We start from the raw sequence: 12,950 nt of genomic DNA on the forward strand, positions 1-12,950 counted from the left end.
TATTAACGCATTCGGTATAGGCGGGGGCCCCGCTTAACACCCACCCGGCGGTGGGAGCGGCGCGACGGGCGGGCGGCGGTGCGGGCCCCAGGCGACGAAGCGGACGAACATGTCGGCGGGGGAGGGCGCGTCCGCCGGGTTGAGCCGGTAGAGGTCGCGCGTCGCCTCGTAGAACAGCCCGCACAGATAGATCGACAGGCCGATCTGGTTGTCCTCGTACTCGCTCCGGAGCAGCAGGCGGGCGGTCGCGCACGGCCACGGCTGGCCGCATGCCCGGCAGCACCACATCGGGCGCAGCGGCGTGTGCGGCGTGGCATGCCCGGGGTACGCGCGAGGGCGGTCCCCCGTCGGCCCGTCCGGCGGCTGTCCGAGCTGGTGACTGATCACGGGGCGCTCCTCGCGTTCGCGGGTTCCGGACGAATCCGGCTTCGCTGCGTGACAGTCTCGTCACCGCGTCGCTAGGGTCGGAAGGCGTTCCACCCCCACATCGTGGGCTGTCCGACCGGCCGTCCTTTCGTGTGCAGAGGTGTGCAGATGAGCCGTGCGTCGTTGTGGGAACTCTTCGCCGGTGAGCTACGCCGGCTCCGCACCGAGGCCGAGCTGACCCAGGAGGCGCTGGCCGAGCGGGTGAGCTATTCGGCCTCGCTGGTGGCGGCCGTCGAGCAGTGCCGTCGCGCGCCGCGCGCCGAGTTCACCGAGCGCTGCGACGAGGCGCTGCACGGCGGCGGCCTGCTGGTCCGCATCCGGGCCGCGCTGGTGCGGGAGTCGCTGCTTCCGTGGTTCCGCGAGTGGGTGAGCATCGAACAGGAGGCCACCGCGCTCCGCAGCTTTCAACCGCTTGTGGTCCCGGGCCTGTTGCAGACCGAGGAGTACGCCCGCGCGTTGCACGAGGGCGCGAGCCCGCTTGTCGGCGAGGCGCTCGAACAGCAGGTGGCCGCACGTTTGGCCCGGCAGGGGGTGCTGGAGAAGCCCGCGCCGCCGCAGTTCGTGGCCGTGCTCGACCACTCAGTGCTGACCCGCCCGGTGGGCGGACCGAAGGTGATGCGCGAGCAGTTGGCGCATCTGGTCGAGATGGGCCGCCGGCCGCGGGTGCACCTGCACCTGGTGCCCGAGACGGTGGGCGCCTACCCCGGGCTCAACGGCGCGTTCGTGCTCGCCACCCCGGCGGACGGCGACGACGTGGGCTATCTCGACAACCAGTTGCACGGCTCCATCGTGGAGCGCGCGGCGGACGTAAAATCGCTGCGGCAGACCTGGGAGTCCGCCCGCGCGGAGGCGATGCCGCACGGGGCGACCCTGGCGGCGATCTCGGAGGCGGCGAAACGATGGAGCTGACCGGCGCGACCTGGCGTAAGAGCACCCGCAGCAGCGGCAACTCCGGCGACTGCGTGGAGGTGGCGGACAACCTGCCCGGCGTGGTCGGGGTCCGCGACAGCAAGGACCGGCAGGGGCCGGCGCTGACGTTCACGCCGGCGAGTTGGGCGGCCTTCGTCGCCCGCACCAAGCGCGCCTGACCCCCGACGCCGCCCCCGCGGCGTGATCGACTCCAGCTCGCCGAAGTGGCGGCATACCGCGCCCCAGGATGCCGCCACCTCGCCGAGGTGGCGGGGTGCCCCGCCCGGGACACCGCCACTTCGGCGAGGTGGCGGCATGCCTCGGTCGGAGATGACGCTCAAACGCCGGCGGCCGGCTCGGTCTCCCGGGGTGTGAAGAAGCGGACGATCTCGGCGGCTGCGGTGGAGGACAGCATCATCGCCTGCACCCGCGCCGACATCTCCGCGATCGGTCGGATCCGGGCGAACATCGCTTCCTCGTACACCGGAATGGCCGTCGCCGAATCGGCGGCGAACGCCGCGGCCAGCTCGGCGGCGTCGAGCATCGCCTGGTTGGCACCCTCGCCGACCGGCGGCATGAGGTGCGCGGCGTCGCCGACGAGGGTGATGCCCGGTCGATGGTCCCAGCGCGTGTCGGCGGGCATCGCCTCGATCCGGCGCGGGACCGGCGTGCCGTCGCCAGCTTCGATGAGGGCGGTGAGGCGGGGGTTCCAGCCGTCGAACAGGTCGAGCAGGGCCCGCTTGCTGCGGTAGGTGTCGAGGTCGCGATCGTCCGCCGGCAGGGAGATCCCGACCCGGACGCTGCCGTCGCCGAGGCGCTGGGCGGACAGGACCTGGCGTACGCCGATGCACCAGAAGTTGCCGGGCCCGATCATCTCGGCGAGCGTGGGGTGGCGCCGGTCGATGTCGCTGATGCCGAGTTCCACATGGGTGGAGACGGCGGACAGGGTGACGTCGGTCAGCAGCGGCCGGACGACCGACCGTGCTCCGTCCGCGCCGACGAGGACGTCACAGTCGGCGCGGTGGCCACCGTCGAACGTCAGCTCGAAACCCCCGCCGGGCCGTGGCGTCGCCGCGACGAGCCGATGGCCCCACGCCACCGCGTCCCCGGGAAGCGAGTCGAGCAGCAGGTCACGCAACACGGTCCGGTCGATCTCGGGACGCCCGTCGAACGAGCCGGGCTGTGGCTCGTGGCGCAGGAGGACGCGGCCGTCCGGGTCGAGGATGCGGTGCTCCTCGCCCTGCGGGCGGGCCTCGGACCGGAATCGGGCTTCGAGACCGGCCGCGGCCAGGGCGTGCTGCCCGGACTCCGGGTGCAGGTCGAGCGAACCGCCCTGTGTCCGCGCGGCGCGGTGCGGCTCGCGTTCGTAGACCACCGCGCCGATGCCGTGCCGGCGCAGGATGCGGGCCAGCGTCAGGCCGCCCAGGCCGCCACCGGCGATCGCGATCCGCATCGTCAACTCCCTTAGCGTACGCTGTATCTCATGGATACGCCGTACGGTAACGTACCTCTGCCGGTCTGGGAAAGGCCCGAACCACGGCCCCGGGCGGCGCCGGTGGCGCTGAGCCGCGCGCGGATCGCCACCACGGCGATCCGGCTCGCCGACGCGCACGGCCTCGACGGGCTGTCGTTACGCAAGCTCGCCAAGGAGTTGGGCGTCGGCCCGATGCGGCTCTACGACTACGTGGCCAACCGGTCCGAACTGCTCGACCTGATGGTCGACGCCGTCTACGCCCGCATCGCGGAGACCGCCGGCATCGCGGAGACCGCCGGCATCGCGGAGACCGCCGGCATCGCGGAGACCGCCGGGATCGCGGAGGATGCCGGGACCGGCCGGCGTCCCGAAGCCGAAGGCTGGCGCGACGCCGTCGTGACCATCGCCCGGGCGACGCGCGAGGCCGCCCTCGACCACGAATGGCTCGTCGACCTGCTCGGCGCGCGGCCACACCTGGGACCGCACGCGCTCGCCGTCGGCGAGGCCACCGCCGCCGCGCTCAGCCAGGCCCCCGGCGTACGCGACATCGCCGCTCTTCAGCGGGCCTCGGGCGCACTCGGCGCGTTCCTCGTTGGCGCGCTCCGCCGGGAGATCACCGAGCGCCGCACCGCGCGGGCCACCGGCACCGACGTGTCCGCGTGGCAGTCCGCGCTCGGCCCCTACCTGAGGCGCATGCTCGACACCGGCCGCTATCCCACCATGGCCCGGCTCGTCGTCGACGGCGCCCACCTCGACGCCGAGGAGACCTTCCACCACAACCTGAGCACGATCCTGGACGGCGTCGCCGAGTCATGAGCCCGTGCGGAACGGCGTTGGGTTGCGAGAACGAGTGATGTCCCATTGTCTCTTAATAAGAGACATTCATACGTGCAGCGGAGATCATTGTCTTTTATTAAGAGACAAGGGGACACCTCCAACGTGAACCGGCGCGTCGAGTCTCAGCAAGGACGACACTTGTAGCACAAGTGCTACCCTGGGAGCTGTGCATGAGATTGGGCTGCGGGAGATGCGGCAGAACGCCAGCGACCTGGTGCGCCGGGCCCAGGCGGGTGAACGCGTGACGATCACCGTCGCTGGGCGACCGGCGGCCGTGCTGGGCCCGGTCAGTCCTCGGACCTGGCGCGCGTGGGACGACCTTGCCGGTTTGTTCGACCAACCCACGGATCCCGGGTGGGCAGAGGATCGGGGCCTGATCGACGGCACCGTCGTCGACCCGTGGGACCAGCGGTGAGCCGAGGCATCCTCGATACCAGCGTCCTCATCGCCACCGATGTGACCCCGATTCCCGGCGAACTGGCCATCAGCGTCGCCAGCCTCGCCGAACTCCAGTTCGGTGTCCTGGTCGCGAAGAACGCCGAGGCGAGGGCGCTCCGGTTGGCGCGGCTGAGCGCGATCCAACGTCGGTTTGATCCGCTTCCCATCGATGAAGCCATCGCCGACAGCTACGCGCGCCTGGCCGCCCGTGTCGTCGAGCACGGCCGCCAGCCACGCGCAAGGGTGATGGACCTGCTCATCGCCGCAACCGCGCACGCCCACGACGCCGCCGTCTACACCCGCAACGCCGACGACCTCGCCGGGCTCGAAGACCTGATCACGATTCGCGCCATCTGACCTCGCAGCCGGCCCCTGGCGGCAGTCCAATAAAGGGCTGCGGCTGGCGGGAAGTGGGCCGTCGCATATCTCCGATTTTCTGACGACCCTGTCCACTGGGTGACAGGTGAATGTCGCTCGCGGGATCTCAGCGCGGGCGGACGTTCGATATCGTGCCGCTCATGGTGGGCGATGGCTAGCATCAGAGGCAGTTTTGAATACCCCGATGGGTTGACTCCTGGCGTGGGTAAGACGGGCGGAATGCACCAGAATCTGTTCAATCGCGACGGAAAGCTTGTCGGCCACGGCACTTTCACTCCAGATGAAGGCCGTGCGGGTCGGGTAGGTCCGGCGAGGGAGTCCACGGAGTTCCAAGATCTGGTCAAACGCCTGGCTCTGGAGGCTGCCATGAGGGTGGCCGTGGCGGCCGCGCCGCACGTCGAGAGGTGGTTGGTTCAGCAGGCGCTGCCGGCTGCGAAGACCGCGTTGACCCAGCAGGCCGTACCAGCCGTGAAGTCGGCATGGAGTAACCAGGCGCTCCCAGCTATGCGGTCGACCTGGAACTTCGTGTCGCGGAAACAAGCCTCGCGTGATGCCATTGCCGCCGAATCGGTGCCGGCGCCGGATCCGATTCGGGTTACGGCGACTCTGGGCGAGGAGCCGTCGCGAGAGCTGGCAAGGGCGCTTGAAAGCTTTGGTGCCGGCGGCGGCGAGGTGGATGCACGGGAGCGCTTTGTCGCGGCGCTGATGGCTCAACTGCTCAGTGAGGACGGCCGATTCTTCCATGAAGTGCAGGCGAGGGTGCTGCGCAATGCTGGGGTCGAGGACTTGGACGAAGTGGGTGTGCTTGGCCCGGAGCAGATAAGCGAAAGCGTCAAACGGATGCTGGAGGAGGATCCTGCCCTGATCGATGCACTGATCCGGGCTCTGGAGCCGCATCGGCAGGGCAGTCTTGCCGAGGAAGTTACTGGCGAGTAGCGTTCGGGCATGTCCATCGACTCGCGGCAGGTGGCAGCGGCCCTCCTCGAAGCCGTGCCGTTCGCCCGTACCCTCGGAATCGAGATCGTCGAGGTCGCGCCCGAGGCCGACGGCGGGGTCCGGGCCGTGGTCCGGCTCCCCGACGACCCGGCGCACCACAACCACGTGGGCGGCCCCCACGCCGGCGCCACGTTCACGCTCGGTGAGACCGCGTCCGGCGCGGTGGTGATGGCCGCCTTCGGGCAGGTCCTCGACCGGGCCGTACCCCTGGCCGTGACCGCGACCATCCGCTACCGCAAGGTGGCGATGGGTCCGGTGCTGGCCACGGCGCGGCTCGGGCGTCCGGCGGCCGACGTGCTGGCCGAGCTGGACGCCGGGCGGCGGCCCGAGTTCCCGGTCGAGGTGGAACTCGGCACCGAGGACGGCACCGTCACCTCGTCGCTCACCGTGACGTGGACGCTGCGCCCGCACCGCTGACGCCCCGAACCGTGTTTGCCCGGTGAGTCGCCTGGATAGATTCAAACAATGCTGGGCCTACCCGCGCACGTGACCGCGTGTCTCTTCGATCTGGACGGTGTGCTGACGCAGACCGCCAAGGTGCACAACGCCGCCTGGGCCGAGACGTTCGACGCCTTCCTGCGGCGTCGGGCGGACGAGACCGGCGAGCCGTTCCGCCCGTTCGACCCCGGACCGGACTACAACCGGTACGTGGACGGCAGACCGCGCGCCGACGGGGTGCGCTCATTCCTGGAATCGCGTGGCATCACGCTGCCCGAGGGCACCCCCGACGACCCGCCGGACGCGGACACCGTCAACGGCGTCGGCAACCGCAAGAACGTCGTCCTGCTCCAGCGCATCGCGCACGACGGCGTCGAGGTCTACGACGGTTCGGTGCGCTATCTGGAGGCCGCGACCCGGGCCGGGCTGCGCCGCGCGGTCGTCTCGGCGAGCGCCAACTGCGAGGCCGTGGTGCACGCCGCCGGCCTGGACCGCTGGCTGGAGGCGCGGGTCGACGGCGTGGTCGCCCGCGAGCGCAAACTGTCGGGCAAGCCGCACCCGGACACGTTCCTGGAGGGCGCGCGGATGCTCGGCGTCGAACCGGCGAACGCCGCCGTCTTCGAGGACGCGCTCGCCGGGGTGGCCGCCGGAAAGGCCGGCGGATTCGGGTACGTGATCGGCGTCGACCGGGTCGGCCAGGCCGACGAGTTGCGCGCGCACGGCGCCGACGTGGTGGTCACCGACCTCGCCGACCTGCTGGCCACGGAGCCGGCCGCATGATCCGGGAACGCTCCTACCCGGTCGAGCCCTGGCACATCCGCGAGGTGCGGCTCGACATGGACGTGCTGGCCCAGTCCGAGTCGGTCTTCGCGCTCTCCAACGGCCACATCGGGCTGCGCGGCAACCTCGACGAGGGCGAGCCGCACGGCCTGCCCGGCACCTACCTGAACTCGTTCTACGAGCTGCGCCCGCTGCCCTACGCGGAGGCCGGCTTCGGCTTCCCCGAATCCGGGCAGACCATCGTCAACGTCACGAACGGCAAGCTCATCCGGCTGCTCGTCGACGACGAGCCGCTCGACGTCCGCTACGGCGAACTGCTCGACCACGAGCGGACCCTCGACATGCGCGCCGGCACGCTCCAGCGGGAGCTGCACTGGCGTTCCCCCGCCGGGCGCGAGGTGAAGGTCCGCAGCACCCGGCTGGTGTCGTTCACCCACCGCTCGGTCGCGATGATCAACTATGAGGTGGAGGCGGTCGACGGGCCGCTGCGGCTGATCCTCCAGTCCGAGCTGGTGGCGAACGAGTCGCTGCCACCGCAGAGCCGCGACCCGCGCGTGGCCGCCGTGCTGGAGTCACCGTTGCAGGCGGAGGAGGAGCTGACCACCGACGACGGCGGCCTGCTCATCCACCGCACCAAGGTCAGCGGCCTGCGGGTCGGCGCCGGCATGGGCCACGACGTGCACGGCCCGGAACACACCACGATCGAATCCGAGGGGTACGAGGACTGGGTCCGCACCACCATCGGCTGCGTGCTCAAACCCGGCGAGAAACTACGGGTGGTCAAGTACCTGACGTACGGCTGGTCCAGCCGGCGGTCCCTGCCGGCGCTGCGCGACCAGGTCGGCGCGGCCCTGTCCTCCGCCCGGCTCGACGGCTGGGACGGGCTGCGCCGCGCGCAGCGGGAATACCTCGACAAGTTCTGGGACGCCGCCGACGTGCGGGTCGAGGGCGACCCGGAGGTCCAGCAGGCGGTCCGGTTCGGCCTCTTCCACGTGCTCCAGGCCGGCGCCCGCGCGGAACGGCGGCCGATCTCGGCCAAGGGCCTCACCGGTCCCGGGTACGACGGGCACGCCTTCTGGGACACCGAGATGTTTGTGCTGCCGGTGCTGACCTACACGCAGCCGAGCGCGGTGAAGGACGCGCTCCAGTGGCGCCACGACACCATGGCCCAGGCGCAGGAACGGGCCCGCACGTTGAACCTGCAGGGCGCCGCGTTCCCGTGGCGCACCATCGAGGGGCCGGAGTCGTCGGCGTACTGGCCGGCCGGGACCGCCGCGTTCCACATCGCCGCCGACATCGCCGACGCGCTGCGCCGCTACGTGCTTGTCACCGGCGACGAGGCGCTGGAGCGCGACATCGGGCTGGAGTTGCTCGTCGAAACCGCCCGGCTGTGGCACTCGCTCGGCCACCACGACCGCGCCGGCCGGTTCCACATCGACGGGGTGACCGGCCCGGACGAGTACACCGCGGTCAAGAACGACAACGTCTACACCAACCTGATGGCGCAGCGGAACCTGCTCACCGCCGCCGACTGCGCGATGCGCTACCGGGACCAGGCCCTCGACCTCGGCGTCACCGAGGAGGAGGCCGCCGCCTGGCGGGACGCCGCCCAGGACATGCACGTCCCGTACGACTCCGAGATCGACGTGCACGAGCAGGTGGAGGGCTTCACCCGGTTGCAGGAGTGGGACTTCGAGCACACGCCGCCGGAGAAGTATCCGCTGCTGCTGCACTACCCCTACTTCGACCTGTACCGCAAGCAGGTGGTCAAGCAGGCCGACCTGGTGCTGGCCATGCACTGGCGGGGAGACGCCTTCAGCGCCGCCGAGAAGCTGCGCAACTTCACCTACTACGAGCGCCGGACCGTACGCGACTCGTCGCTGAGCGCCTGCACCCAGGCGGTCCTCGCGGCCGAGGTGGGCTTCCCCGAGCTGGCCCACCGCTATCTGCGCGAGGCCGCGCTGATGGACCTGCACGACCTGAACGAGAACACCCGCGACGGTGTGCACATGGCCTCCCTGGCCGGTGCGTGGATCGCGCTCGTCGCCGGCTTCGGCGGGTTGCGCGACCACGACGGGACGCTGTCCTTCGCGCCCCGGCTCTCCAGTCGACTCAGCCGCCTGGAGTTCTCGTTGCAGTGGCGGTCGCTGCGGCTGCGCGTCGACGTCCGGCCGCACCAGACGACCTACTCGCTGCGCAACGGCGGGCCGGACACGGCGCTCGACCTGCTGCACCACGGCGAGAAGCTGCGGGTCACAAGCGCCCAACCGGTCACCGTGCCGGTGCCGCAGAAACACGAGTCGGGGCCGCAGCCGCAGCAGCCGCAGCCGCAGCAGCCGCCGGGCCGCGCGCCGCTGATGCGCCTGCCGGAACACGCCGACTGACCGCTTCCCGCCGGACCGAGCGGCCCCGCGTCGACGGGGCCGCTCGGTGTGCGTACCTCAGAACTGGCGGCCGTTGGACGGACGCCCGCCGGCGTCCCGCGGCGCCATCGCCCGCGGATCGTCGGGGGTACGCGCCGACGCGGCGCGGTCGGCCCACTCCGGCGAGTCTTCCAGCTCCTGTTCGCGGCGTTTCTGGTCGCTGAGTTCCCGCTCCCGGGACCTGTCCTGTTTGGCCATCATGAGCCTCGCGATCGGTCGGGTTCCGTGGTCACCCCGCGCGTTCCCACCCGGCGCCGGCCCAACCGTCCAGGTGGCGGGCGAAGCTCTGCCGCAGGTGGTTCTTCGGCCGGGCACCGACGGTCGAGCCGACCACCTGGCCGTCCCGGAAGACGAGCATGGTCGGCGCGGACATCACCTGGTAGGCGCGGGCGGTGGTGGGGTTCTCGTCGATGTTCAGCGCGACGAACCGCAGCGCGTCGCCGAACTCCTCGGCCAACTCGGCCAGGTGCTTCGACACCACCCGGCAGGGCGGGCACCACTCGGCCCAGAAGTCGACCACGACCGGGCGGTCGGCGGCCAGCACGGTGGCCGCGAACGTGGCGTCGGTGACCGCGGTCAGTCGGCCGGCCTGCGTGTCCTGAGGCATGTTTCCTCCCGATGGGTGATCGCGTGGGCGAGCTGGTCGTGCAACCGGCGGCGGACCGAGCCGAGCCGGTCGAGATAGTCGTCCACCTCGGCGAGCTTGCGCCGCAGCACCGCCACCGAGTCGGGGCAGACGTCGCCGGAGTCGTGCCCGGCGCGGAGACAGGCGACGAACGGGCGGATGTCGTCCAGCCCGAAGCCGATCGCCAGCAGGGAGCGGATCTCGCGTACGACGCGCAGTTCCGCGTCGTCGTAGATCCGGTAACCGTTCGCGGACCGGCGCGGCCGGACCAGCCCGTGGGTCTCGTAGTAGCGCAGGGTCCGGGTGCTCGTACCGGCCCGCTCCGCCAGCTCCCCGATCCGCATCAGCGCCTCCCGCCCGTCCGTCCCACGGCAGACGCTAAACCTTGCCGCCGACGTCAACGCAACCCGGCGCGGGCCCGTCCCCCGGTGATCATGATCATGATCAGCGGCGTGGGGGAGCGCTCTCCGGCCCGCCAACTTCATGATCGGCGGGGAGGGGGGTAAGGGGGAGGGGAGACGTGGGGGTGAGGGTGTGCGGGAGATCGCGGTGCCGGTGGTGGAGGGCGGGCTCGTCGGGGACGTGTCCGTGCCCTCGGGAGCCGGCGGGGTCGTGTTGTTCGCCCACGGGAGCGGCAGTTCGCGGCACAGCCCGCGCAACGTGGCCGTGGGACAGGCACTCAACGCGCGCGGGCTGGGCACCGTGCTCGTCGACCTGCTGACGATCGACGAGGAGGCGCGGGACGAGGTGACCGCCGACCTGCGCTTCGACATCGGGATGCTCGCCGAGCGGCTGGCCGGCATCGTCGACTGGATGGACGCCGACCCGGAGCTGGGCCGCCTGCCGATCGGGCTCTTCGGCGCGAGCACCGGCGCGGCTGCCGCCCTGGTCGCCGCCGCGACCCGGCCGGACCGGGTGGGCGCGGTGGTCTCCCGGGGCGGACGGCCCGACCTGGCCGGCAGCTCACTGACCGCGGTACGGGCACCGACGCTGCTGCTCGTCGGCGGGCTGGACGAGGAGGTGATCGTGCTCAACGAGCAGGCGCGGGACGAGTTGGGCCAGGTGGCGGAGCTGCGCGTCGTGCCCGGCGCGACGCACCTGTTCGAGGAGCCCGGCACGTTGGAGCAGGTGGCCGACCAGGCCGGCACCTGGTTCGTCACCCACCTGCGCCAACCCCATCCGGCCTGAGCGCCGGTCGCCCGGCGGAGGCGGAGTCGGCGGGCGGAGTCAGGGCGGAGTCAGCGGGCGTTCTCGGCGGTGCGGGCGGCCTCGCCGGACCGGCAGCGCTGCACCGTGTCCAGCACCCGCCAGAGCACCGCGGCGATCGGCACCGAGACGAACGCGCCGGCGACCCCGGCGACGAGCGTGCCGGCGGTGACCACCACCAGGATGACCGCCGGGTGTAGCTGGACCTGCCGGCGCATCACGAGCGGTTCCAGCAGATTGCCCTCGATCTGCTGTACGGCGATCACCGCGGCCAGCGTGAGCAGGGCCGTGGTGGGGCCGTTGGCGGCGAGCGCGACGAGCACCGCGACCGCGCCGGCGACGGTGGCGCCGATGATCGGCACGAACCCGCCGAGGAACGTGATCAGGGCCAGCGGCAGGGCCAGCGGGACGCGCAACACGACCAGCGCAAGGCCGATGCCGGTGGCGTCGATCGCCGCGATGATCATCGTGCCCCGGCTGTAAGCGCCGAGCGTCTGCCAGCCGGCCCGGCCCGCCGCCGCGGTCACTTCGCGCCGGGGCCCGGTCAGCCGCCGCAGCACCCAGTGCCACATCGACCGACCGTCCTTGAGCAGGAAGAAGAGCAGCACCAGACCGAGCAGGATCGCGCCGGCCACCTCGGCGGCCTTACGCGCACCGGCCACCGGGTCGGGGGCGCTGCCGCTCAGGCCCTGACGGATCTGCTCGATGAGCCGGTCGAGCTGCTGGTCGCTGACCGGCAGGGTGGAGGTGACGAACTCGCGGCTCCGTTGCAGGCCCTCGTCGAGCTGCTGGCTCAACTCACCGAACTGGCTCGCGGTGAGGTCCCAGACCAGGACGCCGGCGCCGACCAGGACGCCGAGCAGCAACAGGACGGTGAGCAGCGCGGCGAGCGCGGCCGGCACCCGGAGCCGGCGCAGCCGCACCAGCACCGGGTCGAGCAGAGCGGTGAGGAAGAGCGTGCCGGCCAGCGCCACGGCCAGCGGCGCCAGCAGCACCGCGACCTTGCCGAGCAGCCACAGCCCGGCCGCCACCACCAGCAGGCACGTGCTCCACGTGACCGCCGTCCGGACCGGCCACGGCAGCCCCGCCCAGGCCTGCCGGGGCTCGGCCGGCGCGGGTGCGGGCCGTGCCGGCTCCGAACGCTCCGGTCCGGGGCGTGCCGGTCCGGGCGTGCCAGCGTCGTCGTCCACGTCGCCTCCTCGATCGTGGCCGTTGATACCCGACGCGGGTGAATCCGACACCCGGGGCGTCACCGCCCGTCCGGTGTTTGCGCCCCCGGCCTCAGGGAAGGCCTTCAACCTACCGAAGGGAGAATCTGAGATGAGCAACTTCATGGACAAGGCGAAGGACTTCGTCGACAAGCATGACGAGCAGATCGACAAGGGCCTCGACAAGGCCGGCGACGCGGTGGACCAGCGCACCGGCGGCAAGTACGACAAGCAGGTCGACAAGGGCGTCGACATGGCGCAGCAGCACACCGGCCGGGGCGACACCGCGCGCTGACCACCCGACGGGTCCCGGGCCGCCCCGAAACGGGGTGCCCGGGATCCGTGGTGTCCGGCGCGGAACCCCCTCAGTCGGGCAGGCTGCCGAGCAGACGGCTCACGGTGATCTCCAGGACCACCCGCTCGGGATTCGGACGCGGGATGCGGTAACGCTCGGCGTACCGCCGCTCGGCCTCGGCCACCGACTCCGGGTCGCGGCGTACCACCGCCCGGCCCTCCACGGTCAGCCACCAGCGGCCGTCGACCTGGCAGACGGCGACCGGCGTGCCCGCCGGCCCGGCGGCGGCCACGTGCCGGGCCTTCGCCGAACCGCCCGACGTGATCACCCGCGCCAGCCGGGCGTCCGGGTCGAAGGTCACCCCCACCGGTACGACGTGCGGAGTGCCGTCCGCGCGCAACGTGGTGAGCGTGGCCAGGTGCCGGTCGGCGAAGAAGCGGGCGACCCGCCCGTCGTGCGGGTCCAGCCGGTGATCGCCGGGCATGCCGTCTCCTCGCTCGTCGCGTGGTTGTCGAGC

General features: G+C 71.7%; 18 protein-coding genes. 11 read left to right on the forward strand and 7 right to left on the reverse strand.

Annotated elements, in window-relative coordinates:
• Positions 1-33: 33 nt before the first annotated feature.
• Positions 34-387 (reverse strand): hypothetical protein, encoded by a 354-nt coding sequence (locus O7619_RS06760; protein ID WP_282286393.1) that lies wholly within the window; start codon positions 385-387, stop codon positions 34-36.
• A 147-nt stretch (positions 388-534) separates the two neighbouring features.
• Between O7619_RS06760 and O7619_RS06765 the strand changes: the two genes are divergently transcribed.
• Positions 535-1,335 (forward strand): helix-turn-helix transcriptional regulator, encoded by an 801-nt coding sequence (locus O7619_RS06765; RefSeq protein ID WP_282286394.1) that lies wholly within the window; start codon positions 535-537, stop codon positions 1,333-1,335.
• Positions 1,326-1,514 carry a DUF397 domain-containing protein gene (locus tag O7619_RS06770; RefSeq protein WP_282286395.1) on the forward strand — a complete coding sequence of 63 codons (189 nt, stop codon included), beginning with the start codon at positions 1,326-1,328 and terminating at the stop codon, positions 1,512-1,514. Before O7619_RS06765 ends, O7619_RS06770 begins: the two co-directional genes overlap by 10 nt.
• Before the next feature lie 158 nt (positions 1,515-1,672).
• Here O7619_RS06770 and O7619_RS06775 read toward each other — a convergent pair whose 3' ends face one another.
• Positions 1,673-2,788, reverse strand: a complete 1,116-nt coding sequence (locus tag O7619_RS06775) for an FAD-dependent monooxygenase (RefSeq protein ID WP_282286396.1) — start codon at positions 2,786-2,788, stop codon at positions 1,673-1,675.
• A gap of 102 nt (positions 2,789-2,890) precedes the next feature.
• Here O7619_RS06775 and O7619_RS06780 point away from each other — a divergent pair, with 102 nt between their 5' ends.
• The 7 genes from O7619_RS06780 to O7619_RS06810 all read left to right on the forward strand — a co-directional run bounded on the left by O7619_RS06780 (position 2,891) and on the right by O7619_RS06810 (position 9,060).
• Positions 2,891-3,625, forward strand: a complete 735-nt coding sequence (locus tag O7619_RS06780; protein WP_282286397.1) for a TetR/AcrR family transcriptional regulator C-terminal domain-containing protein — start codon at positions 2,891-2,893, stop codon at positions 3,623-3,625.
• Positions 3,626-3,812: 187 nt separating this feature from the next.
• Positions 3,813-4,061, forward strand: coding sequence for a type II toxin-antitoxin system prevent-host-death family antitoxin (locus tag O7619_RS06785; protein ID WP_282286398.1), 249 nt, complete (start codon positions 3,813-3,815; stop codon positions 4,059-4,061).
• Positions 4,058-4,441: a PIN domain-containing protein gene (locus O7619_RS06790; protein WP_282286400.1), complete on the forward strand. Its 384-nt coding sequence runs from the start codon at positions 4,058-4,060 to the stop codon at positions 4,439-4,441. Before O7619_RS06785 ends, O7619_RS06790 begins: the two co-directional genes overlap by 4 nt.
• A 240-nt stretch (positions 4,442-4,681) precedes the next feature.
• Positions 4,682-5,398, forward strand: coding sequence for a hypothetical protein (locus O7619_RS06795; protein ID WP_282286401.1), 717 nt, complete (start codon positions 4,682-4,684; stop codon positions 5,396-5,398).
• 9 nt (positions 5,399-5,407) lie between these two features.
• The gene (locus O7619_RS06800; protein WP_282286403.1) at positions 5,408-5,875 is read left to right on the forward strand and encodes a DUF4442 domain-containing protein; all 468 of its coding nucleotides are present in this window, start codon (positions 5,408-5,410) and stop codon (positions 5,873-5,875) included.
• 48 nt (positions 5,876-5,923) lie between these two features.
• The gene (locus tag O7619_RS06805; RefSeq protein WP_282286405.1) at positions 5,924-6,676 is read left to right on the forward strand and encodes a beta-phosphoglucomutase family hydrolase; all 753 of its coding nucleotides are present in this window, start codon (positions 5,924-5,926) and stop codon (positions 6,674-6,676) included.
• Positions 6,673-9,060 carry a glycoside hydrolase family 65 protein gene (locus O7619_RS06810; RefSeq protein WP_282286407.1) on the forward strand — a complete coding sequence of 796 codons (2,388 nt, stop codon included), beginning with the start codon at positions 6,673-6,675 and terminating at the stop codon, positions 9,058-9,060. Before O7619_RS06805 ends, O7619_RS06810 begins: the two co-directional genes overlap by 4 nt.
• A 57-nt stretch (positions 9,061-9,117) precedes the next feature.
• On the opposite strand, the gene O7619_RS06815 is transcribed toward O7619_RS06810, so the two are convergent.
• From O7619_RS06815 to O7619_RS06825, 3 genes are read right to left on the reverse strand one after another with little or no spacing between them, the layout of a single operon-like run.
• A complete protein-coding gene (locus O7619_RS06815; protein WP_282288706.1) occupies positions 9,118-9,297 on the reverse strand; it encodes a hypothetical protein in 180 nt (59 codons plus the stop codon).
• 31 nt (positions 9,298-9,328) lie between these two features.
• Positions 9,329-9,706: a thioredoxin gene (gene trxA / locus O7619_RS06820; protein ID WP_282286408.1), complete on the reverse strand. Its 378-nt coding sequence runs from the start codon at positions 9,704-9,706 to the stop codon at positions 9,329-9,331.
• A complete protein-coding gene (locus O7619_RS06825) occupies positions 9,676-10,068 on the reverse strand; it encodes a MerR family transcriptional regulator (protein WP_282286409.1) in 393 nt (130 codons plus the stop codon). The genes trxA and O7619_RS06825 overlap by 31 nt, the downstream gene beginning before the upstream one ends.
• Positions 10,069-10,207: 139 nt before the next feature.
• Here O7619_RS06825 and O7619_RS06830 point away from each other — a divergent pair, with 139 nt between their 5' ends.
• A complete protein-coding gene (locus O7619_RS06830; RefSeq protein ID WP_282286410.1) occupies positions 10,208-10,912 on the forward strand; it encodes a dienelactone hydrolase family protein in 705 nt (234 codons plus the stop codon).
• Between the two features lie 50 nt (positions 10,913-10,962).
• On the opposite strand, the gene O7619_RS06835 is transcribed toward O7619_RS06830, so the two are convergent.
• A complete protein-coding gene (locus tag O7619_RS06835; RefSeq protein ID WP_282286412.1) occupies positions 10,963-12,120 on the reverse strand; it encodes an AI-2E family transporter in 1,158 nt (385 codons plus the stop codon).
• 130 nt (positions 12,121-12,250) lie between these two features.
• Between O7619_RS06835 and O7619_RS06840 the strand changes: the two genes are divergently transcribed.
• Positions 12,251-12,433, forward strand: a complete 183-nt coding sequence (locus tag O7619_RS06840; protein WP_282286413.1) for an antitoxin — start codon at positions 12,251-12,253, stop codon at positions 12,431-12,433.
• Between the two features lie 70 nt (positions 12,434-12,503).
• Here the strand turns inward: O7619_RS06840 and O7619_RS06845 are convergent, their stop codons facing one another.
• On the reverse strand, positions 12,504-12,917 hold the full coding sequence (locus O7619_RS06845) for a TIGR03618 family F420-dependent PPOX class oxidoreductase (RefSeq protein ID WP_282286414.1): 414 nt from the start codon (positions 12,915-12,917) through the stop codon (positions 12,504-12,506).
• Positions 12,918-12,950 lie beyond the last annotated feature (33 nt).

It is taken from the genome of Micromonospora sp. WMMD998, assembly GCF_029581235.1.
GTDB lineage: Bacteria > Actinomycetota > Actinomycetes > Mycobacteriales > Micromonosporaceae > Micromonospora.

Excerpts from the sequence above, each read along its gene's own strand:
- O7619_RS06825 (WP_282286409.1), bottom strand. The coding sequence starts at position 10,068 with ATGCGGATCGGGGAGCTGGCGGAGCGGGCCGGTACGAGCACCCGGACC.
- O7619_RS06770 (WP_282286395.1), top strand. The coding sequence starts at position 1,326 with ATGGAGCTGACCGGCGCGACCTGGCGTAAGAGCACCCGCAGCAGCGGC.
- O7619_RS06775 (WP_282286396.1), bottom strand. The coding sequence starts at position 2,788 with ATGCGGATCGCGATCGCCGGTGGCGGCCTGGGCGGCCTGACGCTGGCC.
- O7619_RS06815 (WP_282288706.1), bottom strand. The coding sequence starts at position 9,297 with ATGGCCAAACAGGACAGGTCCCGGGAGCGGGAACTCAGCGACCAGAAA.
- O7619_RS06810 (WP_282286407.1), top strand. The coding sequence starts at position 6,673 with ATGATCCGGGAACGCTCCTACCCGGTCGAGCCCTGGCACATCCGCGAG.
- O7619_RS06765 (WP_282286394.1), top strand. The coding sequence starts at position 535 with ATGAGCCGTGCGTCGTTGTGGGAACTCTTCGCCGGTGAGCTACGCCGG.
- O7619_RS06795 (WP_282286401.1), top strand. The coding sequence starts at position 4,682 with ATGCACCAGAATCTGTTCAATCGCGACGGAAAGCTTGTCGGCCACGGC.
- trxA (WP_282286408.1), bottom strand. The coding sequence starts at position 9,706 with ATGCCTCAGGACACGCAGGCCGGCCGACTGACCGCGGTCACCGACGCC.
- O7619_RS06800 (WP_282286403.1), top strand. The coding sequence starts at position 5,408 with ATGTCCATCGACTCGCGGCAGGTGGCAGCGGCCCTCCTCGAAGCCGTG.
- O7619_RS06805 (WP_282286405.1), top strand. The coding sequence starts at position 5,924 with ATGCTGGGCCTACCCGCGCACGTGACCGCGTGTCTCTTCGATCTGGAC.
- O7619_RS06840 (WP_282286413.1), top strand. The coding sequence starts at position 12,251 with ATGAGCAACTTCATGGACAAGGCGAAGGACTTCGTCGACAAGCATGAC.
- O7619_RS06830 (WP_282286410.1), top strand. The coding sequence starts at position 10,208 with ATGATCGGCGGGGAGGGGGGTAAGGGGGAGGGGAGACGTGGGGGTGAG.
- O7619_RS06845 (WP_282286414.1), bottom strand. The coding sequence starts at position 12,917 with ATGCCCGGCGATCACCGGCTGGACCCGCACGACGGGCGGGTCGCCCGC.